Origin of the sequence: Actinomadura rudentiformis (assembly GCF_008923185.1) — a bacterium.
Taxonomy (GTDB): domain Bacteria; phylum Actinomycetota; class Actinomycetes; order Streptosporangiales; family Streptosporangiaceae; genus Spirillospora; species Spirillospora rudentiformis.
This window is the reverse complement of the sequence record NZ_WBMT01000008.1, coordinates 119,758-145,338: the sequence shown is the minus strand read 5'-3', so window position 1 is coordinate 145,338 and position 25,581 is coordinate 119,758. Positions and strand designations below refer to the sequence as shown.

Annotated in this window: 26 protein-coding genes; 4 read left to right on the top strand and 22 right to left on the bottom strand. The window is 68.1% G+C overall.

The genetic code is table 11. The features are described from left to right. Positions 1-9: 9 nt before the first annotated feature. The 5 genes from F8566_RS18290 to F8566_RS18270 form a co-directional block, all read right to left on the bottom strand. Positions 10-2,169 carry a hypothetical protein gene (locus tag F8566_RS18290; protein ID WP_151561466.1) on the bottom strand — a complete coding sequence of 720 codons (2,160 nt, stop codon included), beginning with the start codon at positions 2,167-2,169 and terminating at the stop codon, positions 10-12. Between the two features lie 111 nt (positions 2,170-2,280). Then, on the bottom strand, positions 2,281-3,141 hold the full coding sequence (locus tag F8566_RS18285) for a nucleic acid/nucleotide deaminase domain-containing protein (protein WP_151561465.1): 861 nt from the start codon (positions 3,139-3,141) through the stop codon (positions 2,281-2,283). A 45-nt stretch (positions 3,142-3,186) separates the two neighbouring features. Further along, positions 3,187-3,831, bottom strand: coding sequence for an SUKH-4 family immunity protein (locus F8566_RS18280; RefSeq protein WP_151561464.1), 645 nt, complete (start codon positions 3,829-3,831; stop codon positions 3,187-3,189). A gap of 12 nt (positions 3,832-3,843) precedes the next feature. Further along, positions 3,844-4,470 carry a nucleic acid/nucleotide deaminase domain-containing protein gene (locus F8566_RS18275; protein WP_151561463.1) on the bottom strand — a complete coding sequence of 209 codons (627 nt, stop codon included), beginning with the start codon at positions 4,468-4,470 and terminating at the stop codon, positions 3,844-3,846. After that, positions 4,463-4,954 (bottom strand): WXG100-like domain-containing protein, encoded by a 492-nt coding sequence (locus F8566_RS18270; RefSeq protein ID WP_151561462.1) that lies wholly within the window; start codon positions 4,952-4,954, stop codon positions 4,463-4,465. Before F8566_RS18270 ends, F8566_RS18275 begins: the two co-directional genes overlap by 8 nt. 130 nt (positions 4,955-5,084) lie before the next feature. Here F8566_RS18270 and F8566_RS18265 point away from each other — a divergent pair, with 130 nt between their 5' ends. Both F8566_RS18265 and F8566_RS18260 read left to right on the top strand, forming a co-directional pair. Beyond that, positions 5,085-5,543: a hypothetical protein gene (locus tag F8566_RS18265; RefSeq protein WP_151561461.1), complete on the top strand. Its 459-nt coding sequence runs from the start codon at positions 5,085-5,087 to the stop codon at positions 5,541-5,543. Continuing rightward, a complete protein-coding gene (locus F8566_RS18260; protein ID WP_151561460.1) occupies positions 5,540-6,043 on the top strand; it encodes a hypothetical protein in 504 nt (167 codons plus the stop codon). Before F8566_RS18265 ends, F8566_RS18260 begins: the two co-directional genes overlap by 4 nt. Positions 6,044-6,050: 7 nt before the next feature. Here F8566_RS18260 and F8566_RS18255 read toward each other — a convergent pair whose 3' ends face one another. The 10 genes from F8566_RS18255 to eccD all read right to left on the bottom strand — a co-directional run bounded on the left by F8566_RS18255 (position 6,051) and on the right by eccD (position 15,208). Continuing rightward, positions 6,051-6,389: a hypothetical protein gene (locus F8566_RS18255; protein WP_151561459.1), complete on the bottom strand. Its 339-nt coding sequence runs from the start codon at positions 6,387-6,389 to the stop codon at positions 6,051-6,053. A 637-nt stretch (positions 6,390-7,026) separates the two neighbouring features. After that, positions 7,027-7,443 (bottom strand): hypothetical protein, encoded by a 417-nt coding sequence (locus F8566_RS18250; protein WP_151561458.1) that lies wholly within the window; start codon positions 7,441-7,443, stop codon positions 7,027-7,029. 110 nt (positions 7,444-7,553) lie between these two features. Then, positions 7,554-8,873, bottom strand: a complete 1,320-nt coding sequence (locus F8566_RS18245; protein ID WP_151561457.1) for a S8 family serine peptidase — start codon at positions 8,871-8,873, stop codon at positions 7,554-7,556. Between the two features lie 104 nt (positions 8,874-8,977). Next, a complete protein-coding gene (locus F8566_RS18240) occupies positions 8,978-10,189 on the bottom strand; it encodes a WXG100 family type VII secretion target (protein WP_192809731.1) in 1,212 nt (403 codons plus the stop codon). Between the two features lie 146 nt (positions 10,190-10,335). Further along, positions 10,336-10,773, bottom strand: coding sequence for a hypothetical protein (locus F8566_RS18235; RefSeq protein ID WP_151561455.1), 438 nt, complete (start codon positions 10,771-10,773; stop codon positions 10,336-10,338). 142 nt (positions 10,774-10,915) lie between these two features. Further along, positions 10,916-11,206 carry a WXG100 family type VII secretion target gene (locus F8566_RS18230; RefSeq protein ID WP_151561454.1) on the bottom strand — a complete coding sequence of 97 codons (291 nt, stop codon included), beginning with the start codon at positions 11,204-11,206 and terminating at the stop codon, positions 10,916-10,918. 43 nt (positions 11,207-11,249) lie between these two features. Further along, on the bottom strand, positions 11,250-11,564 hold the full coding sequence (locus F8566_RS18225) for a WXG100 family type VII secretion target (protein WP_151561453.1): 315 nt from the start codon (positions 11,562-11,564) through the stop codon (positions 11,250-11,252). Between the two features lie 238 nt (positions 11,565-11,802). Next, a complete protein-coding gene (locus tag F8566_RS18220; RefSeq protein ID WP_151561452.1) occupies positions 11,803-12,093 on the bottom strand; it encodes a WXG100 family type VII secretion target in 291 nt (96 codons plus the stop codon). Between the two features lie 276 nt (positions 12,094-12,369). After that, positions 12,370-13,797, bottom strand: a complete 1,428-nt coding sequence (eccB, locus tag F8566_RS18215) for a type VII secretion protein EccB (RefSeq protein ID WP_151561451.1) — start codon at positions 13,795-13,797, stop codon at positions 12,370-12,372. Between the two features lie 13 nt (positions 13,798-13,810). Then, on the bottom strand, positions 13,811-15,208 hold the full coding sequence (gene eccD, locus F8566_RS18210) for a type VII secretion integral membrane protein EccD (RefSeq protein WP_151561450.1): 1,398 nt from the start codon (positions 15,206-15,208) through the stop codon (positions 13,811-13,813). 417 nt (positions 15,209-15,625) lie between these two features. Between eccD and eccCa the strand changes: the two genes are divergently transcribed. Together eccCa and F8566_RS18200 are read left to right on the top strand one after the other, a co-directional pair. Continuing rightward, complete coding sequence (gene eccCa / locus F8566_RS18205) at positions 15,626-19,585, top strand: type VII secretion protein EccCa (RefSeq protein WP_151561449.1); 3,960 nt, start codon at positions 15,626-15,628, stop codon at positions 19,583-19,585. A gap of 60 nt (positions 19,586-19,645) precedes the next feature. After that, the gene (locus tag F8566_RS18200) at positions 19,646-20,131 is read left to right on the top strand and encodes a YbaB/EbfC family nucleoid-associated protein (RefSeq protein ID WP_151561448.1); all 486 of its coding nucleotides are present in this window, start codon (positions 19,646-19,648) and stop codon (positions 20,129-20,131) included. Positions 20,132-20,206: 75 nt separating this feature from the next. Here the strand turns inward: F8566_RS18200 and F8566_RS18195 are convergent, their stop codons facing one another. The 7 genes from F8566_RS18195 to F8566_RS18165 all read right to left on the bottom strand — a co-directional run bounded on the left by F8566_RS18195 (position 20,207) and on the right by F8566_RS18165 (position 25,527). Next, positions 20,207-21,418 (bottom strand): hypothetical protein, encoded by a 1,212-nt coding sequence (locus F8566_RS18195; protein ID WP_151561447.1) that lies wholly within the window; start codon positions 21,416-21,418, stop codon positions 20,207-20,209. Next, complete coding sequence (locus tag F8566_RS18190; RefSeq protein ID WP_151561446.1) at positions 21,418-21,711, bottom strand: hypothetical protein; 294 nt, start codon at positions 21,709-21,711, stop codon at positions 21,418-21,420. The genes F8566_RS18195 and F8566_RS18190 overlap by 1 nt, the downstream gene beginning before the upstream one ends. A gap of 171 nt (positions 21,712-21,882) precedes the next feature. Next, positions 21,883-22,488, bottom strand: a complete 606-nt coding sequence (locus F8566_RS18185; protein ID WP_151561445.1) for a hypothetical protein — start codon at positions 22,486-22,488, stop codon at positions 21,883-21,885. A gap of 3 nt (positions 22,489-22,491) precedes the next feature. Next, positions 22,492-23,118, bottom strand: a complete 627-nt coding sequence (locus F8566_RS18180) for a hypothetical protein (protein WP_151561444.1) — start codon at positions 23,116-23,118, stop codon at positions 22,492-22,494. Positions 23,119-23,174: 56 nt separating this feature from the next. Beyond that, the gene (locus tag F8566_RS18175) at positions 23,175-23,507 is read right to left on the bottom strand and encodes a hypothetical protein (RefSeq protein ID WP_151561443.1); all 333 of its coding nucleotides are present in this window, start codon (positions 23,505-23,507) and stop codon (positions 23,175-23,177) included. Positions 23,508-23,517: 10 nt separating this feature from the next. Beyond that, positions 23,518-24,219 (bottom strand): hypothetical protein, encoded by a 702-nt coding sequence (locus tag F8566_RS18170; protein ID WP_151561442.1) that lies wholly within the window; start codon positions 24,217-24,219, stop codon positions 23,518-23,520. Continuing rightward, positions 24,220-25,527, bottom strand: coding sequence for a hypothetical protein (locus F8566_RS18165; protein ID WP_151561441.1), 1,308 nt, complete (start codon positions 25,525-25,527; stop codon positions 24,220-24,222). It lies immediately after the preceding gene. Positions 25,528-25,581 lie beyond the last annotated feature (54 nt).

Below are 25,581 nucleotides of genomic sequence, written 5' to 3'. Positions count from 1 at the left end.
GCGCCGAGGTCACTCGGTGCCTTCGTAGGGCGGTCCCAGGAGAGAGCTGAAGTCCAGGGTGAGGGCGACGATCCCTTCGGCACCGCCGACGAAGAGCGTGCCGTCAGCTTCCAGGAGCAGGGCGGTGGCCGCGAAACCCAGGCGTAGGAACGCGTCGTTGCCGGTGGCCAGGTCCCAGAGGTGGATGTCGCCGTCGTTCCAGCCCACCACGACCACCGGGCGCGAGTCGGCGAGGCCCGCCGTCAGAGCTGTGACCGCGCCCTCCCGGAGGTCGGCGGGGTCGGGCGGCGGGGCCTCGCCGGGGCTCCAGAAACGCACGGCCCCGTCGGCGCCGCCGCTGATGACCAGATGCCCTCCGTACGGCCCGCGCAAGCAGGTCACCGCGGTCACCGGCCCGTCGTGGAGCTTGGTCGTGACCACCGTCGGCGGCCCGTCGTCCAGCAGCCACGACTGCACTGTGCCGTTCCGTTCGCCGAGCATGAGCCTGGTGATCTCCCGATCGGCACCGAGCGCGGTGAGCTCTGCCTCCTGGGCGGTGATCAGCGCGTGGACGGCGCCGGGCTGAACGGCGGTCTCGGTGGCCGTGTCGTCCCCCAGGTTGAGCAGGCTGCCGATCTCCTCGGCACGGCTCTGTGCCTTGCGGCGAGTGCTCAACTCCAGGACGCCGTGCGGATCCAGGTGCATGACGGCGCCGTCGTCGAACGCGACGAGCCCCCACAGCGCAGGAGTGGAGTTGGGGATGCGCCCGATCGGCGACCCGTCTCGCGCGAGGACGTGCAGGGTCCCGTCCGCAGAGGCCGCGAGGAGCGGTGCCGGGCCCTCGCCGGGACCGAACGTCAGCGCGGTGACCGGGCCTGTCCAGTGGCCGGCGGCGGGGTCCGCCGGCCGGGCGGCGGCCCATCGTACGGACCATGGTGAACGGGCGGCATGCGGCGCCAGCCCCTCGGCGAGGGCGGTGTCCCGACGTTGTAGCGCGCAGAGCCGGAGCAGCGCGGCACGTTCGGCGGGTTCCTGCGTAGCGGCCAGCGCCGGGCCGGCGGCATCCCACGCCGCGGCCAGCCGCCGCGTCAGATCATCGCCGGCGGCTTCGATCACCGCGGTGACCGCGAGCGGGTCCGAATGCACGACGCATCCGAGATCGGCGAGCATCCGGTCTGCGGTGCCGGAGGCGAGGGCGTGCCGGAGCAGATGCCGGAGCACGTACGGGGTGGCCCGGCTCCAATCCGGCATCCCGTTCTGCGTCTTGGGCACGCCGCTGTACAGGGAATAGCCGATGGCGTTGCCGATCTGCGCGGCCAGCTGGCCTTGGCGCGCCGCCAGGACCCTTTCCCGCAGCACCCGGGCGAGCAGGTAACGCCCCTCGCTCTGGACGGTCAGCGGCGCCGCGGCGGCCAGCGCCTGCCGAGCGGTCGTCGGATCGCCCGTCAGCGCGGTGGTCCACGCCTCCCACATCGCGCCGTCGACCGGCTCGTACGCCGACGCCAACGCTTCGATCGCCGGCCTCGCCACGGGCGACACCATCGCGAGCCACCGCCCGGGCACATCCGGCCCCGCCCCGCAGCGCAGCGCGATCTCGGCCAGACCGGCGTTCGGGAACATCGCGCCGGCACCGCCCTGATCGGCGCGCAGCCACGCCATGAACGCCGCCTGGTTGGTCCACTCCGGTGCGTCCAGATGGATGACCTCGGCAGGAGCGTCGAAGTGGTTGACGGTCTCAGGACGGCCGTCCACCAGGAGCCGGATGTGCTGGAGCTCCAGCACCGGATTGAGCAGCGTCTTGATGATCTCCGCCGCCCCGCCGCCGTCGCAGGCCACCCCGGACTCGTCCAGCTCGCCGATGATCACAGTGGCCGGCCGCCGGTCCGCGGCGATCCGCGCCACCACCTCGCCGGGTTCGCCGCCGGGCAGGGTGAGCTGGTCGGCCAGCGCCCACGCCATCGAACGCGCCGTCATGCCCCGCGCGCCGATCATCCCGTTCACGGCGCGATCCGTCGCGGCGTCGGCGGCCCCGACCCAGGCGACCAGCCGGCTCTTACCGGCGCCCGGTGACCCGGTCACCGCGCACAGCCGGGGACGCAGCGGATCACCCAGCCACGCCCTGATCGCTGCGGCGGCGGGTTCTCGACCCGCGCCCACGGGTGGGAGGCCGGGCCCCACGGGGCTGCCCATACGTCCTTCTTCCTCAGGCCAGGCCCGTGCGCACGGTCCGGCCCACTCTCAAAGTCCCGGTGCGCCCGACGTTCCGGGAGCGTGCTCCCGGCGGCGCCGGCCGGTGCGTTCTCAGCGTCGGCTTGCGGCGTGCTTCATCAGCGCCACGATTCCGGCCTCGCGTTCCTCGGCGGTCGCGCCGTAGTCGAAGCTGTGGGTGAACTCGGCGTTGGTGAACTGGGTGAGCCACATCGCGCAGTAGTTGCCCGGCAGGAAGCAGGGCTCAAGCTCGGTGTAGACCCTGGTCACCTGTGCCGGGCGGACGCCTTGGGCCGACAGCCGCGACCAGAGCACCCGCTCCGGATGCGGCAGCCCGACCTGGGCCTGCTCGGTCTCGATCCGCGAACCGCCTCGATCGTCCTCGATCTTGAACGCGGCCGAGAACCGGAAGCTCAGGGCATGCCGGATCTCCTCCAGGACCCGCGGCCACCAGGCCTCGGCATCCTGCAGGGAGGCGCCGTCCAGGTCGAGCAGTCGTTGCCGGAGACGGCGGAACACCGCCACGGGGTCCTGGTCGCCGGGTGAGGCGATAACCGGCAGGTGCGTGTCCAGGGCCAGGAGCGAGGACACGAAGGCGGTCACGCTGGTGTTGACCCGCATCGGTCGTTCGTCGGCCTTCACGAAGACCGCCTCGACGGTGCCCGCCGGACCGACACAGATCTCCGCTCCATGATCGGTGCCGAGTCTGCACCACTGCGCCTTGTCCTGCTCGACGTCCGGGAACCCGATGGTCGCGGCGTATTCACCCAGCGACAGGGGCTCGCCGGACGTGGCCATGAAATAGGGCCCCACCTGGACGGGCAGCCCGAACTGGACGAGCTGCTCAGCGGACTCCGGTGAGAGCGCCAGAGCCTGCAGTTCCGTGGGCTCTATCCTCCGCAAGCCCTCGGGGCCGAAATGAGCCGCCACCTGTCGGGCGATGTCCGTCGTCATCCGTCACGTTCCTCAGCGTTCGCGGTCTCCGCCATGTCTACCGTGTCAGCTGGACCACATGCCCCCGGCGATGTCCTCGAACGCCAGGGTCCACGGACCGGCGAAGTCGTCCGGGAAGGGCTCGGCATCCATGTCGCCGTGGGTGAACGGAGGCAGCGCGTCGACGGTGAAGGGGGTGCTGTCGACCTCCATCAGCTCGGTGGCGATCCTCCGGGCGGTGTCGACGAAGACGTCGATTTCCTCTCGCGGATCGCCGGGGTCGTCCTCGACGGTCTTGGCGTAGCCCTGGCTGTAGTAATAACGGTCGCGCTGGAACACGTACATGAAATAGGCGAGCGAGTCGACTCCGCTGTGCAGCGGCTGCGGCGGCTCGTCCCATTCCGGCAGAAAGAAAACACGGCCGTCGGTCCCGTTGACCGCGACATCGCCGCCGAAGAATCCACCGAGGACGTACCAACTCGCCGCGTCGCCGGGCATGTCCCAGGTCCAGTCGCCGACCTCGGCGTAGCGCTCCGGGAGTGGCGTGAAATGCGGCAGATAGAGGAAGTTGTCCCGGAGGTTCTCCGGCAGCCCCACGTCGATGAGGAAGCGGCGCGTCTCCTCATGGGTGACGCCGTCGGGCAGGGCGTCGAACCGTCGCACCTGGTCGCCGAACGCCTCGACCAGCTGCTCCCTGGTCAGATCTGGCACGTTCGCTCACCCCTAGAAGAGTCCCTCACGATATTTCCTGTGCTGACTATTGGCCTGGTACTTACTGGTTCCATCTATACCATAGTCGAACCTATGGGAGACGTCCGCGTTGGGCGCATGTTTCTTGATCCACTGATCACAGTACGAGGAATTGATGTCACACGGAGACCTCTCCGTATAAATTCCCCGAATATTATTGGGATCGATCCCGTTGTCCAGCAGATAGTTGCCGCCCATTCTCTCGGAGTGGACACCATCGCTGTTGGTGACGAGGATGCGTTCCTTGCCGTCGGTGTCGACATACCGGATGGCCGCGTAGTTGTTCCCGCTGGAGTCACCGCGCTCCTGCCGCGATTTCTCGACCGCGTCCATCATTTCCCGGTCCTTGGGATCAAGATTCGGGTCGTCCGGGTCGAGTTTCCGCGAGGTCACCTTGTCACCGGGGCCGGGCTTCTGTGACTTCCGGTCGTTCCGCCATCTTTCCCGGGTCTTGGGATCGATGTTCTTGGGATCGAGCCCGAGGACCTTGCCGTCCGGCGAATGCTTGAACCGGAAGAGCTTGCTTCCGGCCTTGCCGAAGATGCCGCCGACCTCGCCGGCGACCTTGCCCGTACCGCCCTTGCCGCCGCCCTTACCCAAGGAGAGCTCCAATGGCCTGGTCGATGAGGACGTCGATGATGATGCCGGTGATCGTTTTGAAGATGGGGATCTCCGCCAGGGAGGCCCCGAAGGTCACCGGCGCGGTCGCGATCGCCTGCGCGATCTGGATCGCCAGGATGATCAGCTGCACGATCACGTTGATCTTCAACGCCAGCACGATGCCCGCACACACGAAGAACGCCGCCCCGACCGCCATCGCCCCGGTCGCCGCATCCTGCAAGATCGCCGCAGGCGAGTCCTCTTCCCCCCAGGCCTTCTGGAACGCCTGGATGTCCTCACCCTGATTACCCGACCACACCTGCTGAGCCGCACTCGTGGCATCCGCAGCCACGCCCTGAACCGTGCCGGAAAAACCCATCCAGGTAGAACCCAGCTCGAAAAGCTTGCTCTCGTCCGCTTCCGGCCAGGTGTACCCCAACATCCCCAGCAACCCGATCAACTCACCGGGCAGTTGCAGACCCATCGAACACCTCGCCGGCCGTCCATGATCTCTTCGTCCAGTGAAGAGCATAACGACACAAATGCCCCATACGCCGCCCACATGGGCAGCCCGGTAGGGCATCACCGCGACCGCCACCGGTCAACGAGCGAGGATGACCGCCGACCCGCCCTTTCTGAACGAAGATGACCGTCAAGGGCCAAGGAGATGGGTATGCCGAGACTTGGCGGCGCCGGCTTTGCAGGATCCTGGGCGCCCGTACGGCTACAACGGACTGACGATGACGGAAGATGCCCTCGCCGACCGGCTCGCCAGCGCTCAGCAGGCCGTGCACGAGCTGGTGGAAATCGTGCACAGCCAGGGGCGCCGCACTCTCGGGTGGTACCTCATGCTCCTCGACATCCGGGACGCGCTCGCCGATACAAGCAAATCTCCGGAGGAGATCCTCAGCACCGCCGCTGCCATGGTGGATGCAATTTATACCGGGCCGCACAATTTCGGGGAGTTCTTCGTCATACGCTCCGATCAAGTAGAGATGATCGTCGCCAACGAACACATCGAAGAGCTCACCACCCGGCTGCTCGAGGCCGTCCACGGAAAAGGGGAGCGATGATGTTTCCGCCCTCTGGAAGAGCTGATGGCTTTCCGCACCGCTACCTGGACGCCGCTCCGGACTATTCCGGGCCGTTCACCGACCGCGTGAGTCAACTGGGCGCAGAGCTCTCCGACGTGCTGTCGGCGGACTCGTCGCACGACGCTGACATGAGCTACAACGCCGGCCAGAAGCTCGGTCTGCTCTTCCTGCCCGACGGCTCTCCCACCACGGACCCACGCGCGGCCACCTACTCCTTGGGGATCTGGATTTCGTCCAAGGGCCCCCTGTGGACCCGCATCCTGCACTGCGGCCAGGAGGGAGATCTGGCGTGGCGCCCTTGCCCCCTGTCCGACTTCCCAAATACTTCCCTGCTCGACACCATCGAGAACTTTATGCGTGACAAGGGACTGGCCCTCGTGGACGACGACATCCTGAACCAGATGGCCGAGGGAAAGGAAACAAAAATGGACGGCGCCCCGGCGACCATACGCGACGTCCTCTTCTGCGAAACCTGCTGACGCCCGGTCACCACCGCTCTCCATGCGTATTCGCGGCCCCCAGTAGACCGGCGTCGTCCCCCTCGCGTGCGACCGGCCAGTCCGCCTCGGTGATGTTGCCGGTGGTGTCATAGGCGTATCGCTCGGCCCAGTCACGGGCTTGAACGGCGGTCACATGTTCGGCGCGGTCGAGTGCGAAGCGCCGGTCACCGATGGCGGTGACGTTGCCGTCCGGACGGTACTGGTAGGTCCGGTGCTGGAGGAGCGGTGCTTGGCCAGTGGTGGGCGCGGGGACGCCCCAGAGGGATTGCGCGATCATCCGGTGGGCTGCGTCCCACTGCTGGGTGAGCACCGGTCCGGATCCCACCCGTCGTTGGACCTGGCGGCCCGCGCATCGTGCAGGAACCGGATCGTCTGACCGGCCGTGTCGATACTGAGCGGCTGACCGGCCACGTCGAAGGTCCAGCGGCTCGCGGCTCGCGGCTCCGGACGGCGTCCGGCGGCCCACGATGTTACCGGCGAGATCGTAGGACGAGGTCAGTGCTCGCCCGTCACAGATCTCTGCGGCGCCGAGCTGAACTCGTTCTAGACGCAGGTCCGCCGCGTCGTTGACGGCTGTCCAGAGAGAAGGGTTTGCTGCTACAGGCCGGAGCGCTGGAACTGGTACGGGTACCCCGGCTGCGCCTGGACGGGCGACGGCCTGAGTTGCGTGCCAGGGCCGCCGGGCCATGGTCCGCCTACGGCAGCGCTGTGCCTGTCCCCGGAAACGGGGCGACCTGAACGGAGGCGCGCTCGATGCTGGCGCCGAGAGAGATTGCCGCGCCGCCGACGAAGACACCGGTACCGGCGATCGTGGTCGACAGGGCGAAATTCCGGGAGGTTTCGCGGTTGAGCCAGCACTGGAAACCTCCCACGCTTCTCGTGGGGGAACGTTAATAACGCTCGAGCGAAAAGGGCATTACAAGGTGGCTGTTTCGCTCGAGCGTTATGTTGCGCCGGCGGGCTCAGCCGCCGGAGCTGGCCTGCTTGGCGCAGTCCGCGGAGTCCTTGTTGGCCGCGTTCACGTCCTTGACGTTCTTGGGCGTCACGCTGAAGTCACCGGGCTTGGGCTCGTCGACCGTGTACCCCCGGGCGCGCATGCAGTTGGCCACCTTGACCAGATTGGCGAGCTGCTTCTTCTGCGCCGGTGTGAGCTTGCCGGTGCCGGCGCCGCCGCCGGTCCCGTTGCCGGCACCCGTACCGCTACCGGGTGCGGCGGTGTTGTTCGGCGTGACGACCCCCGGAGCACTCGGCACCGTGGAGCCCGCAGCGGTCGACGGGCTGCTCGACGCGCCCGCCTTGTCCTTGTCGTCGGAGCCACACGCGCTCACGCTCAACGCGAGCGCCAAGGCGACCGCGGGCATGACCAACAGCTTCTTCAACGCACTGCCTCTCTGGGGAGCCTGTCCACTGACAGAACCAGCATGCTAGTCACCATCGCTCGCCGCCCGCGAACGATGTCCGACGCGACGGATTGGCCGCTGTCGGCCCCTCAGCCCCGGTACCCGGGCGGCGGGCCCTGCTGTCCGGGCGGGCCCTGGGGCGGCGTCGGGAATCCCCCGCTCTGCCGTGGGGATCCGGCACCCCAGCCGGGCGGCGGGCCACCTGCCTGCTGCCCTGGACCGGCACCCGGCCCACCACCGTAGCCACCGGACGGCGGACCGCCCTTACCGCCCCGCCTGGCGAAGACGAAGATCACGACTGCCAGCAGCAGGACCCCGAGGATCCCGCCCAGGGCGATGACGAGCGTGATGATGCTGTTCCGGGTGTCATTGTTCTTCGGCTCCGCGATGTCCGGAGTCTGGGCGGCCCCTGTTTGCCCCGGCGGGGCCTTGGGGAGACGGTCGAACCGATCGAACACAGGATTCGGTGCGCTCTTCGGCACGTTGGCGTTCAGCGCCCGCTCCGGAATGATCACACCGGCGCCGGTCATGTTGTCCATGCCGGGAGGTCCGGCGTCAACGGCCGATGCGATGATCCGCTGCACCACTTCGCGGTTCGACATCTGCGGGTGTTTCGATCGCACCAGCGCGGCGACCGCCGACGTGAGCGCCGCAGCCTGACTGGTTCCGATCACATCGCCGACCAGCCTGCCTTCTTTGCCGACCGAGGTGACCGGTGCACCGGGTGCGGCCACGGCGACATACGGTTGACGTTGAGTTCCGATCCACGCCTTCTTCTTGTTGTCGACAGCGCCGACCGCCAGGACCCCAGCGCAGTTGGCCGGAGATTCCGGCCTATTTGATGCGTTCCCGGAGTTACCAGCGGAGACAACCACCACCGCATCCTTCTGCAGTGCGTAACTGATCGCCTGCTGATAGTTCGGCTCGCATCCCTGCGAGGCGGTGTGCCCCTGTGAAATGCTGATCACCTTCGCGCCATGGTCCACGGCATAGCGAATGCCCTTTGTCGTGGCCTCATGACTATCGGCGATGATGGGCAGGATCTTCGCCTGCGGCGCGACGCCGACAAAGCCCGTCCGGCCACCCTGGCTCGCGATCAACGCGGCCATACCCGTACCGTGGCCACCAAGTTTCGTGTCGGTGTCCGTACGACCGTCGCCGGACCCGCGCTCAAGGTCGGCTCCGGGAACCACCGCGCCCTGGAACTCAGGCAGCGACGCGTTCACCCCGGTGTCGATGACCGCGACGGTGACGCCCGCACCCTGGCTGACCGGCCAGACCTTCTTCTGGATCTCCCACGCGGAGAACCACCACTGTTCGCTTCGCGGGCCCGGGACCGCCCCGGCCGGGGTCGCGACCGTCAGCGCGAGCAGCGAGCTCGCCCCGGCGGCGGCCAGGAACCGTGTCATCCGTCGCACAACAACCTCACTAACGCGAAAGCGGTGTGAACGGCCCGGAGCATACCGGGCCGTTCACACCGCCTCGTCCATCTTCACGGAAACCGTGCTAGGGCTCAGCCGATGACCGGGGGCGCGGCGTCGTCGCTGCCACCCCAGATGTCCTCGTCTTCGGTCAGCCAGGTGGAACGCTCGTTCTCATCCTCACTGCCGCCGCGGCCACCGGCTCCACCCATCGGGGCGCCCATGCCCATGCCACCGGCACGCATGCCGCCCTTGCCGAGCCCGCTGCCCTTGCCGGTACCGGCTCCACCGCGGCCGGCCCCGCCACCCATGCCGGCGCCCGGCATGGCGCCGGCCATGCCGCCGCCGGGGATACCGCCGCCGCCAGCGCCGCCACCAGGGATACCGCCGCCGCCAGCGCCGCCACCACGGCCGAACGGGTCGCCACCACCGGGGATACCGCCACCGGGACCGTTGCCCTTGGGGACACCGGCGAGGTCGCTACCGCCCCCGCCGCCACCCGGAATACCACCGCCGGGGATACCGCCACCCCCGCCGGGGATACCGCCGCCGGGATTGCCGCCACCCGGAATACCACCGGGGTTGCCGCCACCCGGAATGCCACCAGGGTTGCCACCACCGGGAACACCGCCACCCGGAATGCCACCAGGGTTGCCACCGCCGGGAATGCCGCCGCCCGGAATACCGCCACCCGGAATACCGCCACCGGGGATACCACCGCCGGTATCCGTGCGAGGAGGCTGCTCCCACCTCTGGTTGTTACCGCCGCCGTAGGGAAGGTCGGTGGTGACGTCCCTGGGCATCCAGTTGTTGTTCGTCTGGATGGTGGAGTCCTGGAGCTTCTTCATGTGCTCCTTGGCGAGGGCCTTCTCCTCGCTGTCCCAGAATCCAGTGATGTCACCGATGACGTCGGCGACCTTCTTGCCGCCGACCGCCATGACGCCGCCCGCGGGGCCGGCGATGACTGCGCCGGCCGCGAAGACCGTGGCATCGGTGTAGGTGAAGCCTGGGATGACGCCGCCGCCGGGAGCAGTCCGCTGGAACTCGATCTGCTGGTTGGCGTGGTGGTCGAGAGCCCTACCGGTCTCGGAGAGCGTGCTGTCCAACTCCTTGGCGGTGGCGTTCAGACGCTGCATCTGCTTCTGCGCGGCAGCGGCGTCCTCACCCTTCCAGACCTTGGCCAGCGCGTCGGCTCGGGAGCGGAGCAAACCGGCGGTCGTCTCGAACTTGGCGGCGGCGGCGGTGTACGCGGCGCCCGCATCCTTGACCTTGGCGGGCTGCATGCTCTCGAGGATCTGCTTCATCTCGTCAAGGCCACCGTCCCACTCGGCCGGTGGGGAAGCCTCGACACGCAGTACCTGAGTCTGTGGCCTACTCTCAGTCATCGCTCTGGTCTCTCACTTCCTGGTGTTGCGAAAAGGCCTGCTACGAAGGGCGACTACGGGACGGTCTAGGCGTACGACTGGGTGTTGCCGGTCGTGGGCCTGGAGCTGGAGTTGCCTGTCGTCACGCCGTTGGCCGAAGCCGTGTTGTTGGTCTCCATGTCCTTGTAGCCCTGCACCGCGTTCTCGAGGGCCGTGATGATCGCTTCGTAGCTGGTCAGGAAGCTGTTGTAGGAAGTGCTGAGGAAGGATTGCGTCGGTGTGATGCTCTGCATCAGGCTCTGGGCTGCGGGGTAGTTGCCCAGGTGCGCGGCCTGTACGTTCCCCCTGGACTGCATGTCGTTGAGGGAGCCGTTCCCGCTGGCGAAGCTGTCGTAGTCGGCCCGCAGTTCCTTCAAGATCCGCTCGACCTCGGCCTTGTCGATCTCGATGTCTTTGGTCGCTTCGAGTCCGGGCCAAGACGCGTCCAGACGAAAGCCCCCGTAGTCGCCCCTACCGCCAGTCATGTCAGCCTCCCGCGGGCCGAACATGCCCGCTTCTCTCTATTTACTTGCCTGCTCTGCCTTGGAACGTCCGCTGACCCCGGGACGGTCCCGATCCGGCCGCCCGCCCGGCGCACCGGAACGGGCGGCCGTGATGCCGGCTGGGTCAGCCGCCGATCATCTGGGTGTTGGACCGCATGGTGGACTGGCCGGTCTCCGCGGAGGAGTTGACGACCGTGCCGAGGGCCTGAATGATGCGGCCGACGTCCGCCGCCGAGGCCTCCCACTGACGCTTGGCGTCCATGTAGGCGTTCTTGGCGTCGTCCTCCCACTGCGCCAGCTTCTGCTCGACCGACTTCTCGAGGTCGTCGAGCTCCGACTGCATGGCGGTGTACTTCTGCTGGAACGCGGCGTATGCCTGCTGCATAGCGCCGAAGTTCATCGAGCTGTAGCTCATCGGGTCTTCTCCGTAGCCTCAGGTCAGTGTTCGGGTCGGCGCGTCAGAGGTTGAGCAGGGAGTTGAGCTGGTTGACGCTCTCGGTCTGCTGCTGCTCGCTGGCCTCGTAGTTGATCTTGGCCTGCGTCATCTTCTCGTGCAGCGTCTCGAGGGCCTGAATGACCTTGCCCAGTTCGCCGTCGAACTCGTTGTAGACCTTGGTGAAGGCGGTGGAAGCCTCGCCGATCCACTTGGCCTGCAGCTGCTGCTGCTCAGAGCTCAGGTCGCCCCTCATCTTGTGGAAGTCCTGTGCCGCAGACTCGACCCGCTGGGCCGCCTGAGCCATTTCTGCTCTGTCGACCGAAGAGCTTTGAGCCATCAGTCATCCTTCCTCGTGTCTCTGGATACGTCTTGGATGCGCCGCGGGCCCCGTTGGTGCCGAGCTGATCAAAATTTTTTCGGGAGCCACACCTTGCCCGGCCTGCCCGGCAGCCAGCGCCGCCAGGGCATTACCAGATTACGGCAACGTCCGCATCACTGTCGATCTACCCCAGAGGGGTCACTGCCACCAAACCACACATGGTGACAAGCTTGGTGCAAAAACCGGACGGAACCAGTCACGCCCACATGTCGGTGTTGTAGTTCTCGGCCGTCTTGTAGTTGTCGTGCGCCGTCCGGATCGTCGTGGAGAACTCGTCCACGGCCTTCGCTATGTCCCGGGCCGCCTTGTCCCACTTGGCCTGCTGCTCGAAGTAGGCGTCGCGCGCGTCGTCCTCCCACCGGGACAGCCCGCTCTTCAGCTCGGCCTCCAGGGAGTCCAGCAGCGAAGTGATCTCCTTGTGCTTGCTCTTGAAGAGAGCCTCCGTCTGCTTCATGGTCGCGTACGACGTGCTGAACGCCTGGCCCACGCTCTACACCTCCGTCGTGTCAAGCCCGGTGGAACAAGGCTGGCAAACCTACCAAGCCTGTCCGGGACGATGTGATCTATTTTGCTACGTACCGGCGAACCTACGGCTACCTGCAGGTTTCCATGCAAACCGTGGACCGGCGTGACCGGACGATTACCGGAGCAAGTCGACGTGCCGGTCGATGCCGCTTCCGGCCATGCCCGTTACCGGCCAGACCGTTCAGGGGCCGCTTCTGGAGGGCCGGACGGCGCCCTCCGGAGCGGGGCGCCGTCGACGTCACTGGCCCATGTTTCCTTGCGTATTGAGTTGTGGTGGGTTGTTCGGGTCGAGGAGAGCCAGTGGCGGCCCGTCCGGAAGCAGGTCCAGCAAGGCGGCCGGGACCGGCTCCACGTCGCTGCTCTTGTCGGCTGAGATCGTGTAGCCGAGGGCCTTGGCGGCGTCGGCGTTCTTCACCGCGTACTTGCGGCCGCTGTCGGACACGAAGTAGTAGCTGCTGATCGCCTGCTCGGTGGTGACCAGGGCGCCCGCCAGCACCGCGCTGCCCGGCGGGAGCACGACGTTGTCGACACCGCCGCCGCCCTGCGTCGTCGGCAGCGGAAGGTCGGTGCCGCCACCGACGGTCAGTTGCGGCGCGGAGATACCGGAGCCGAGGTTCTTGTAGACCACGCAGAGGGCTTCCTTGGCGTCGTACCGGACCGGCTGGAGCTGCTTGTCCGGGAGACCGCGCGCGGAGATCTGGGTCTGCGACGGGTTCGCGGTGACCTGCGCCGGCTGGACAGGCGACTGCGGCGGCATGCTCTGGTACTCGGGCATCGCCTGGATCAGCTGGGCCTGAATCTTGGTGATCGAGGCATAGCCGTCCGGCATCAGCACGTAGTAGCGGTCATTGGTCTGGTCGTGGAAGACCTGGCCTTGCTTGCCGGTCGCGCCGCCCTGGGTGTTGACGTTACGGCCGAAGCCGTTCCGGATCTCGTTGGGCGGGCCGAACGCGGGACCCTCGGGCATCGCGTTGATGAAGACCGGCGAGACGGGCACCGGCTGGGTGTTGCCGAGAACCGTGCGGCCGCCCTCGCTGACCTTCAGCCGCTGGTTGTTGTGGACGAGCCAGTCCGATCCGGCGGAGGTGACAACGACCGCGGCGGTGGCGTCGAGCGTGCGGCCTCCCACGTTCTTGCCGCCGACCAGGGAGACGACCGGCCGGGGCTGGCCGGTCAGCCCGGTCGCGGTGCGCACGCACACCGACCACGGGCCGCCCACCAGGCGCTTGCGGTCAGGGATGCTGTCGGGCGCGCCGGCGATGCCGATCACCGGTCCGCGCGGGAACTTCGACAACGACTTGGACGACACGGACTTCTGCTTGCCCTGGCCGCCGACCGCCAGTTTGGCGGAGGCGTAGTTGGCCACCGGGCACAGGGCCTTTTCCTTCTGCCCCTTCGGCAGGCACCACACGTACCGGGTGCCGGTCTGCTTCTCGATAAGGAGCATCTGCGGGTCGTCGAGACCCTTGCCGCCGCCGCCCATGAGCAGGCCGGCGATGCCGAACCCGGCCGCGACCACGACGGCCGCCATGATGCCGGAGAACGTGCCGACGTTCAGCCGCTTGAGGGGCTGCTCGGGGTTGTCCGGCTCGCCCAGGATCAGTGCCTGCGCGGCGCGCTGGGTCATCAGCTGGTGCGCCTGCAGCAGATCGCGTTTGGTCTGCATCTAGCCTGCCCCCTCAGCCCGCGAGGCCGCGGACCCACTCGAAGACGCCGCTGACGCCCAGCGCGAGCGGGATCAGCGCGACCACAAGCATGATCTCGATGATGTCGCCGGCCCGGCCCCAGAACGGGGTGAGCCGGTTCTTGGGCAGCCAGATGCCGACGCCGACCGCGATCCCCGACACGACGAGCGCCGGGGCCAGCACGCCGGCCAGCAGGATCACCTCGGAGTCCGTCGTGAACGCGGTGCCGACGCCCAGTACGGCCAGCACGGTGATGCCGGGGACGAGCATCCAGAGCTTCTGCGCGCGCCCGCGGAACATCCGGGCCCGCAGCAACATCGCCAGCGCGACCACCACCGCCATCGTGGGCGCGACCCATCCGTTCTCCAGGGCCAGCGGGATCGAGCCGCCGAGGGCGATCAGGCCCATGCCCGAGACACCGCCGGTGACGAAGCGGTCGGCGGCGCCCGACCGGGCCAGGACCTGCTGGCCGTCCACCATCAGGGTGTCGCGCCGCAGGTCCTCGGCGCTGCTCGGGACCGGTGGGAGCGTCACCCGGGCGAGCTTGAACGCGATGCCCGGCAGCAGCGGGGTGAGCGCCAGCGAGACCGCGATGGTGACCGCGGCGACGCCGGCCGCGTCGTAGTCGAAGACCAGCGCCAGTCCCGTGGTGATGGCGCCCAGCAGGGTCGCGAGGGCGGTCCCGTAGAAGACCGGCATGCCGTCGGAGATCGCGAAGGCGCAGATCGTGGCCGCCAGCACCGCGGCGCCGAAACCGGCCGTCAGGTGCAGCGCGCCCAGATCGGACAGCGCGTCGTCGCGTGCGGGCGCCAGCACACCGGCGAGAAAGGCGTAGGGGACCGCGCCGTAGCCGAGCGTCGCGCCGGCTCCGGCGTCACCAAGCGCTCGCGAGAGGGCGATCGCGCCGATGATGAGGAGCACGGCGATACCGCCGGCGGCCGCGGCCGGCACGATCCAGTTGGGTCCGGTCAGCAGCAGCGTGATCGCACCGACACCCAGGCCCGTCGCGCCCCAGCCCAGGGCGAACGTCCGCGCGTTCTCGGGCCGCCACCGGCCCGGCCGGTCGTTGACCGCCGTGGCGACGACGTCGGGGACGTCATCGAAGGCGAGGTCGGGCAGCTGCGACATCCGCGGCCGCAAATAGATGAGGTCTCCGTCCCGCAACCCGGCCTGGCCAGGTGTGGCCGACGGATCGAACGGCGCCTGGTCCAGCTTCTGCAGGATCCAGCCGCCATGCGCCAGGCCCGCGTCGGCGAGGTCCTGGCCGGCGTAACGCAGCATCGTCGGATAGAGCTCGGCGAACGTGGCATCCGCAGGAACGGCGATGTCGACTCGCCGTTTCGGTCCGACGACCGTGATCCTGCAGATGTCGGCTCCAGGGGGCGCGCTCACGACTTCCTCGCAGTTGTCCGGGACAGGTGGACAGGGGAGACCACCGATGGGCGGGGGACGACCACTTTGCATGGTGGCATGCCAGTGGCGCCAGCGGCCGGGAGATGCAGCTCATCACATCCCGTCGACCGCTGATCACACCGGGATGTGATCAGGCCAAGATTACGCAATGAACGGTGGTACGGCACAAAACCGTCCTGATCCGACGATTCCACGGCCGATTCCGTTCATGATCGACTTCGAACGTGACGAATCGGGCTCTCACCAGCGGTCCATGACCACTACGATTTGGTTGATTTGGTTGATGCGTGCGCAAGCAGGTGACTCGGAGGCGCCGGCGTCGCGACCGTCCGGTTCCTGCCGGGCGGGAGGCAGGCAAGGCTCCCACTCCGGATCCCCGGTGGAAGGAAACAAAGCGTGAGCACGGTTCTCGTCCGCCGTCGTGACCGGCGGAAACCCCCTGCGATGCCGCGGGGCGAGATTTTGCTGGAGTCTCCGCCCGAGCTCCCCGAAGTGGTCCCGCAGGGATTCTCCGCGGTCATGACGTACCTGCCCATGGTTGCGGGCGCGTTCGCCATGATGTTCATGATGGTCGGCCGCGGCGGCGGCCCGCTGCAGTACGCGGCGGGCGGCATGTTCGCCATCTCCATGGTCGGCATGATGCTCGGCCAGGTCGGCCGGACCGGCGGCGAGCGCAAGGTCAAGCTGAACAACGAGCGCCGCGACTACCTGCGCTACCTGGGGCAGGTACGGCGCAAGGTGCGGAACGCGGCGAAGCAGCAGCGCGAGTCCCTCGAATGGGGCAGCCCCGACCCCAGCGGCCTGTGGTCGCTGGTGATGAGCGCCCGGCTCTGGGAGCGCCGCCCCACCGACGACGACTTCGGGCAGGTCCGCTTCGGCACCGGCTCCCAGAAGCTGGCCGTCGAGCTGATCGCACCCGAGACCAAGCCGGTCGAGGACCTGGAGCCGATGAGCGCCGGCGCGCTCCGCCGGTTCATGCGCACGCACGCCAACGTACCCAACCTGCCGATCGCTGCCAACATCCGGTCGTTCGCGCGGATCGTCCCGCAGGGCGACCCCGAGGCCGTCTACGGCATGGTCCGCGCCATGCTCATGCAGGTCGCGGCGTTCCACTCCCCCGACGACGTGCACATCTCGGTGTGCGCCTCGCGCGAGCGCATGCCCTGGTGGCAGTGGGTCAAGTGGCTGCCGCACAGCCAGCACCCCACCGAGTACGACGCCGCCGGCCAGGTCCGGCTCATGAGCGAGAGCATGACCTCGCTGGAGGCGATGTTCGGCCAGTCGGTCAAGGACCGGCCGCGGTTCCAGCCCGGCCTCTCCGCCGACGACCTGCCGTACCACATCATCATCATGGACGGCGGCCAGGCCTCCTACGACTCCCAGCTCGCCGCAGACGCCATCGAGGGCGTCTGCATCATCGACCTGACCGGGTCCTCCGCACAGGTGCACGAGTCGATCACGCTGCGGCTCGCGGTGCAGAAGGAGCGCGTCGCCCGCCTCACCAAGGACCGCACCGGCAAGGATGTCGGCACCCGCCTCGGCAAGCCCGACTCGATGACGCTGCAGCAGACCGAGGCACTCGCCCGCCAGCTCTCCCCGCTGCGGTCCAGCGCCGCCCAGGGCGGCCTGGAAGAGGACGTGCTCTCGTCCGCGACGACGATGACCTCGCTGCTCGGCATCGACAACCCGTTCACCGTCGACGTGCGTGAGGTCTGGCGGCCGCGCGCGCCGCGCAACCGGCTTCGCGTTCCCATCGGCATCGACCCCGACGGCCGGCCGATCTCCCTGGACATCAAGGAGTCGGCGCAGGGCGGCATGGGCCCGCACGGCCTGTGCATCGGGGCCACCGGCTCCGGTAAGTCCGAGCTGCTGCGCACCCTGGTGCTGGGCCTCGCCGTCACGCACTCGTCCGAAGAGCTCAACTTCGTGCTCGTCGACTTCAAGGGTGGCGCGACGTTCCTCGGCATGGACAACCTCAACCATGTCTCGGCCGTCATCACCAACCTCGAAGACGAACTCCCTCTGGTCGACCGCATGTACGCGGCGCTGGAGGGCGAGATGGTGCGCCGCCAGGAATACCTGCGCGCCTCCGGCAACTACGCCTCGCTGCGCGACTACAACAAGGCGCGCGAGCAGGGCGCGGAGCTGCCGCCGATGCCGACGCTGTTCCTGGTGCTGGACGAGTTCTCCGAGCTTCTGAGCGCCAAGCCCGAGTTCGCCGACCTGTTCGTCATGATCGGGCGGCTGGGCCGGTCGCTCGGCGTGCACATCCTGCTGGCCTCGCAGCGCCTCGAAGAGGGCAAGCTGCGCGGCCTCGACACGCACCTGTCGTACCGCATCGGTCTCCGTACCTTCTCGGCGCAGGAGTCGCGCGTCGTCCTCGGGTCCCCGGACGCGTACGAGCTGCCCTCCGCGCCCGGCCACGGCTACATGAAGTTCGGCACCGAGTCGATGACCCGGTTCCGCGCCGCGTACGTCTCCGGCCCGGCCACCGAGGACCTCGCCCCCGCGGCCAAGAAGGGGAACAAGCAGGTCGTCCGTCAGATCGTGCCGTACATCCCCGACTACATCCGGCCGCAGATCATCGAGGAGCCGGAGGAGCAGCAGCAGGACGAGAGCAACGAGCCGACGGCCTCGCTGTTCGACGTCGTGGTCAAGCAGCTGGAGGGGCACGGCCCGCCCGCGCACGAGATCTGGCTGCCGCCGCTGGACCTGCCGCCGACGCTCGACGAACTGCTTCCGACGCTGGCGGTCGTCCCCGGGCTCGGGCTGACCACGCAGAACGACGCGTGGCGCAACAAGCTGCACGCGATCGTCGGCATCATCGACCGGCCGTTCCACCAGCGCCGCGACCCGATGTACGTCGACCTGTCCGGCGCTGCCGGCACCGTCGGCATCGCCGGCGCCCCGCAGAGCGGCAAGTCGACCATGCTGCGCACCCTCATCGCCTCGCTGGCGATGCTGCACACGCCGCAGCAGGTGCAGTTCTACTGCCTCGACTTCGGTGGCGGCACGCTCGCCGCGTTCGAGGATCTGCCGCACGTCGGCGGTGTCGCCAACCGCCTGGACACCGACCGGGTGCGCCGGACCGTCGCAGAGGTCACCTCGCTGCTCGAACGCCGCGAGCGGGAATTCGCCGAGCGCGGCATCGACGGCATGGCGACCTACCGCCGCATGCGCAACGCGGGTGAGATCACAGGCGACGGCTACGGTGACGTGTTCCTCGTGGTGGACGGCTGGATGACGGTCCGCCAGGACTACGAGAACCTCGAACCCGTGATCACCGACCTGGCCGCGCGCGGCCTGGGCTACGGCATCCATGTGGTCGCGACAGTGAACAAGTGGTCGGAGTTCCGCACCACGATCCGTGACCTGTTCGGCAGCAAACTCGAACTGCGGATGGGTGACCCATACGAGTCCGAGGTCGACCGCAAGCTCGCAAGCAACGTGCCGGAGGGGCGGCCGGGCCGCGGTCTGACCCGCGACAAGCTGCACTTCCTGTCAGCGCTGCCGCGCCTGGACGGCGAGCCGAACGGCGAGAACCTCTCCGACGGCGTCCGCAAGTTCGTCGGCGCCGTCGCGGGCAACTGGCAGGGCCCCGGGGCGCCGAAGGTCCGGATGCTTCCGTCCGTGCTCCCCGTCAGCCAGCTGCCCGCCGCGGCCGAAAGCGGCAACCGCATCCCGTTCGCGATCGACGAGGACTCGCTGTCGCCGGTCTACCTGGACTTCGCGCAGGAGTCGCACTTCCTCGTCATCGGCGACACCGAGTGCGGCAAGTCCAACATGCTCAAGACGATCGTCCAGGGCATCGTCGACCGGTACACGCCGGAACAAGCTCGGATGATCTTCCTGGACTACCGCCGGTCGTTGCTGGACCACGCCAACTCCGAGCACCGCATCGGGTACGCCGCGTCCTCGACCGCCGCGGCGTCGCTGGTCAAGGACATCGTCGGCGCCCTCAAGAACCGGCTCCCACCGGCCGACCTCACCCCGGACCAGCTCCGGGACAGGTCGTGGTGGAAGGGCCCGGACCTCTACCTGATCATCGACGACTACGACCTGGTGGCCACGTCCAACAACCCGGTCACGCAGCTCGCCGAGCTGCTCCCGCAGGCACGCGACATCGGCCTGCACGTGATCCTGTCCCGCGCGTTCGGCGGCGCCGGCCGCGGCATGTACGACCCGATCATGCAGCGCATCAAGGAGATGGGCTCGCCGGGCCTGCTCATGTCCGGCAACAAGGACGAGGGCATCGTCCTGGGCAACATCAAGGGCCACGCGCTGCCACCGGGCCGCGGCTACTTCATCGACCGCCGCGGCGGCACCCGGCTCGTGCAGACCGTCCACCAGGAGTGATCCGGCTCCTGACGAAAAGCTCGCAACCTTCCGCAAGCTCCCATAGAAAGGTTTGGTCAGATGGCCGATTTCAGCCTCGGCAGCGGCTTCGAGCAGTTCCAGCGCGACATGGAACAGAACATGGGCGACTTCACCAAGATGAAGGAGCGCATCGACGAGGCCGTGGGCAAGGGCGAGGCGGCCGACGGCCGGATCTACGCCGAGTTCACGGCCAAGGGCGGCCTCACCCGCCTGGACATCGACCCGCGTGCGCTGCGGCTGCCCTCGTTCGAACTGACCGAGGAGATCAAGGCCGCCGTCAACGCCGCCTCCGCCGACTTCCAGACGAAGGTCCGGGAGGCCAGCGAGACGATGTTCAAGATGTCGAACGACCCGGACAAGCCCATCGACCCCTCCGCGGCGCTCGCCTCACTCGACAAGATCGCCAACGGCTTCGCCGGCCAGATGAAGGACCTGGCCCGCGAGCTCGGCCTCCAGCAGCAGCGCGCCAAGGAGGCCATGGACAACTACAAGGGCCCCAACCACCCCGGCAACTACCAGCCGTAGCCAACGGCGAAAGGCCCCGGAACGCCACGTTCCGGGGCCTTCACGTTCTGAGTCGCCGTCGCAGTCCCACGGGTCTCAGTTGCCGTCGCTGTCCCAGGGCGGTGTCTCGTCCTTCTTGCCGCCCTGCACCTTCCCCTGGCCGCCCCAGGTCGTCCCCTCCCCCTTGCCCTTCCAGTCGCCGTCGTCGTTGACCTGGCCTTCCAGACTTCCCTTGCTCCCCGTGGGCGCGTGCTCGGCCCCGGCCTTGCCACCGGCATAGAAGTCCCCGCCGCGACCGTCGTCGTCCGCCTCCCAGCCGAGCTTCCCGCCGAACGTGCCCTGCCCTCCCGCGGCCCCCGCCGCGCCCGGCAGATTCCGTTTCTGGTTGTACTCGCCTTCGATTCCCTTGAAGCCGTCGTCTCCGTACTTGCCGCGAATGCCGATCTCGTGCTCGGGACCGACGGGCCCGGTCTGGACCTTCGCACCGGCCCCGACGTTCCAGGTGTTGTCGATCCCCCGGTCGGCATCCAGGTCGATCTCCTTGAGCGGGCTGCCCTTGTGCCCCGTCGGGACGTAACCCGAGGGGTCGAACCGGTTGATCCAGGCGAGACCCGCGTTCGCCGCGTTCTGGCTCAGGTTCGCCGCCGCCCCCGCGGCACCGGTGGCCTGCGCCTTGAAGAAGTCGCCCAGCGCCTTCTCGTTGCCCCGCGACCGTTCGACGAGCGCACTCACCAGCGTGCCTCCGCCGATCACGGCTCCCGCGATGTTCCCCGCCGCGGCAAGGATCGCGGTGGCCACATGGGTGATGCTCCCAGCTGTGGTGGCCGTCGCGAGGATGGCGGGGTAGCCGACGGATGTGACGACGCCGGCCAATGCGGCAGCCGCCGCGATTGCGAGGCCGTCGAGGTAGACCGCCATCGCCATGGCGAAGACCGCGTACGCCATGAGGGCGTAGGCGAGCGCCGTCAGCGTCATGCCCGCCGCTTGGCAGTAGGTGTTGAGCACGTCGATCTGGGAGGCCCATTCCTGGACCTTCTTCTCGTAGGCGGGCCGGTCCTTGGACGACCACGCCTTCTGGGGCACCCCGGTCGCGAGCTCCTTGATCTCGGTGCTCGCCTCCTGCAGTCTCTCCGCCGCCTCGCGCCACGCCTTCCCGGCCGCGTCGAGGTTGGCGGGCTTGCCCGAGCTCAGCTTGAACTCGAACGAAATGATCAATGCCGGAGGGAGGACCAGCCCTGCCACCGCCGCCATGGGCACGGCCGCGGTCATCAGGCTTTCCGCACTGCCCAGAATGCTGAAGTCGCCCATCAGAGCGTGTTGTTGTGCTCGGCCGCGGCATACCTCTGGGCCGTGGCGTTCACGTTCGTGATGAAGTCCTCGAGCATGCCCAGGTGCGTCTTCAGGTCCTCGAAGGCGAACTGGACTCCGCCCGGGTAGGCCATGGCGGCCATCGTGCAGGTGATGCTGAAGTCACCGCCCTCAAGGTTGAAGACGCCGTCCTTGCCGAGCGCGTCACCGGCCTGCTTGACCTTGGGCTTGACGTCGGCTTCCAAGTCTTTCGCATGATCAGCGATCACTTTGGGATCGATATCGAGGCCCATGAGGAACGTCCTTCCGAAGCTTCTGCAGCGCGGGGCGACAGGCGCCACAGCGCCGAAAACACCCGCTTTGGGAGCTGTGACCCGGAAGCATAAGAGCCGGGTGTCTCCAAGACGTCTCCTTCACGGCTTCCAGTGGCGGCCACTGTCACGATGGCGAGATCCGGCCGTGGCCTACCGCGGGACCATGAGCTCAACGCCGATCAACGAGCCGAGGACGAGTGTGCGTGCGGGCTCGGGAAGTGCCTGATTGAGGCGCATCACCCGCCGTCGTCTACGGCCGCCGTCCAGGGCCCGCTCGCGATAGCGCCCGAGCTCAGCGCCACCGCGGGCGTCGGTCAGCCGGCCGTCCACAGTGGGATCCAGGGGGGTCGTCATCATGGCGACCGGCTGTCTGTCCGCGTCCTGGATCACCATCCGCACCTCACCGCGACCGCGGAACAAGGTGAAGGCCTCTTTCAAGCCTCCGCGTTTGACGGCGACCGAGCCGATCAGCCCGCCGTCCGGTGACACGACGAACGAAGGTGAGGTCACCATCGGATCTCTCGTGTGATCGACGTAGAAGTAGGGAGTGCCGTCCGCCCCCGCGACGCACAGCATCAACCGCGAGTCGTCAGCCTGACCATGAGGGTTGGCGTACGGCATCGCTGCATCACCCTGGCGAGGAGGCGCCACCCGCGTCGCTTTGGCCAGCACCTCGCCGTCGTTGTGGAAGACGAACTCCAGTGGGCGGTCGGGTTCGTCGATGGTCCAGGTGAGGGCCTCGTAGAGGTGCGGCATGCTTCAGCTCCTCGTCAGGTCATAGGCGAGAGGGGCGGCGATGACGAGCGTGCGGAGCGGCTCGTTGAGCTGGAACATCAACTGGAGGTCGTAGCGGTCCTTGAAGGCGGCCGCGTGGACGTCGACGTGGGCGATATGGGCGCCGTCGAGGGTCGTGAAGTCGCAGGCAACCGGGGCCCATGCCCGGTATTCGCCGCCGCCGGGTCTCAGCGTCCAGGCGATCTCGCACACCGGGCGGTCATGGGCGTCGACAAGGCGGTGGGTCATAGCCGGTGTCCGGCCGGTCAGGCGGGCGGCGGCCATCTGGTGCATCTCGTCGACCGGCTGGTGGACGTACCGGCCGACGAGGGCGCCGTCCGCGCCGACGATCGCAACCGGCGCACCGGTCTGGTGGTCGACATAGAAGAGCGGGGGTTTGTCCGGGCCGCTGTCCGCGCCGCTGACCTGGACGACGACGCGGGCGTCCTTGAGGCCCGAGCCCAGCAGTGCGCGCAGGCCCTTGCGCGGCTTGGGGCCGGACACCTGCTCGGCCACCGCGATCGCCCGGTCGCCCGCGTCAGCGATCTGATACTCCAGCTGCGACGACTGCTGCTCGATCTTGAGGATGGATGAACCGTACAGATCGGTCATGACACGGCACCATACGCGCGGTCAGACAGGTATGACGGTCACACATGTAGGAGGGGTCACATCAGCATGCCGGCGAGTGCGGCGACTCCGATGAGCAGGAGGATGCCGAAGAAAGCGCCGAGGGCTATGAACCTCTGCTTCAGCTTGCGCTGAGCCTGTGCATGCGCCGCCTGCGACTCTGGTGAGAGGCCTGGAACGTCGATACGACCTCGCATGACGTCCAAGGGATTGACCCGCTGAACAGGCTGGCCCGCTTGGGCGGTGGCGGCCCATTCGGCACGCTGTTGAACCTGCCGGTCGTACTGCGCATGGACGTTGTCTTCGAAACCCGGGTACGGCGCGGGACCCTGCTCGGGAGGCCGGCCTTCCTGCGGCGGTGGCTGAGCCATGGTGCGGAACCTACTCCGAGCTGCGCAGCAGGTCGAGGGCGATGGGGGCGGCGAGGATCAAGGTACGGAGCGGCTCGGGGAGCTGGTAGCTGAGCTCCAGCTCATACCTGTCCTTGTTGGACCAGGTCGGCTGATGGCTGTCAAGGCGGGCCAGGGCTGTCCTGTTCATGTCGTAGAACGTGCAGAAGCGGCCGCCCAAGGGGCGTTCCAGGTCTTCGTAGCGGAACCTGCTGACCCGCGCGGTCCCGTACTGCAGTTCCTCCCAGACGATGTCGCAGATGAGCTCCCCGGCGGCATCGAAGACCCGGTGCGACTCGGTGACCGATCCACCGCCCCCGGCCAGCGGACCGCGCACGCCCTCGAGAAAGCTCTCCGCGGTCGACTGGAGATTGAACTCGAACCGGCCGATGAGCTGGCCGTCCGGCGCGACGACCGCGCACGGCGGTCCGTGCAGGTCGGTCGGATCGTTGGAAGCCGCCGCCCGGTCCGCGAAGAACAGCGGAGTGCCGTCTGGGCGGTCGACCCGTACGACTGCGCGGCCCATGGCCTGCGGGCCTTCGATGTTGCGGCGCAACCAGCTCTTCTTGGGCTGCTCGCCCATCACCCGTGTGCCGTGGCCCAGCGGGCCACCGTCCGGATCGGTGATGACGTAGGTGTTCTCGTCCTTCGGCTGATCGACCAGCAGGACGGGAGAGCTGTAGATGTCGCCCACTTACTGGACCTCCCAGGGCGGCTGGAAGTCGCCCTTGGCGTCGTTCACGTTCCAGCCCTGACCGGACACCTCACCGGAACCCTGGGCGACCTGGGCTCCGCCAGGAGCGTACTCGCCGCTGGCCTTGCCGCCCCACTCGCCGGTGTCGGCGTTGACGTTGCCCTCGACACCGCCCTTGACGCTGCCAGTGGGGTCCTCGACGCTCACGCCGCCCTTGACCTTGTCGTGGCCCTTGTCGTCGTGCTCGTAGCCGACGTTGCCGCCGACGCCCGCTTTGTTCTGCCCCTCCGCTTCGACGTTCCAGGTCGGCTTGCCGTTCTGGTCCTGCTCGTAGCCGCCCTTGACGCCGCCAGAGTTGCCCAGCGGGCCCTCGTACTTGTACTCGCCCCCGACGCCCCAGGCCTGGCCGTCGCCCTTCTTGCCGTTGACGCCGACCTCGTGGGTGCCGCCGGCGCCGGTCTCGATGGTCGCGCCCGCGCCGACGTTCCAGGTGTTGTCGAAGCTGCGGTCGGCGTCGAAGTCGACCTCCTGGAGCGGGGTGCCCTTCGGCGGCTTGACCTTGCTGCCCGGGATGGTCGCCGCGTCCTGGTAGCGGTTGACGAACGCCAGGCCCGCGTTGGCGGCGTTCTGGGCGAGGTTCGCCGCGGCGCCCGCCGCACCGGTCGCCTGCGCCTGGAAGAAGTCGCCGATGGCCTGGTCGTTGCCGCGGCCCTTCTCGGTGATGGCGGTGAGCATCGCGCCGCCGGCCAGGACGGCCGCGACGATCTGCCCGCACATCGCGAGGATGGCGGTGGCGACGTGGGTGACGGTGAGGCAGGTGGCAGCCGCGGTCTGCATGCCCGCGATGGCCGGGGAGCCGACGACCGACGCGGCGGCCGCGATCACCGCGATCGCGAGAGCCGCCAGGAACGTTCCCATGGCGATCGCGAAGATCGCGTAGGTGAAGAGCGCGTAGGCCACCGTGGTCAGCGCGATACCGACGGCCTGGCAGTAGGCCTGCAGAGCCTCCAGCTGGGAGCAGAACTCCTGGATCTTCGCCTCGTACTGCGGCCGGGCGGTGTCGGTCCAGGCGTTCGCCGGGATGCCCTGCACGTTCTGCGGCAGCTCGGAGATGAGTTGCTGGATCGCCGCCGAGGCGTCACGCCAGGCCTGGCCGGCGACGTCCAGCGCGGGCGCGTCACCGGTGGAAATCTTGAACTCGAACGTGATCAACGCGGCGGGCGGCAGCACGAACGCCGCCGTTCCGGCCTCGGTGGTGGCCGTGTCCATCATGGTCTCGACGGCCCCGAGCGCTCTTCCGGCTCCCATGGTTCGGTCTCCTCCGTACGTGGCGGGTCGTGTTGAGGACGTGCGGGAACCGGC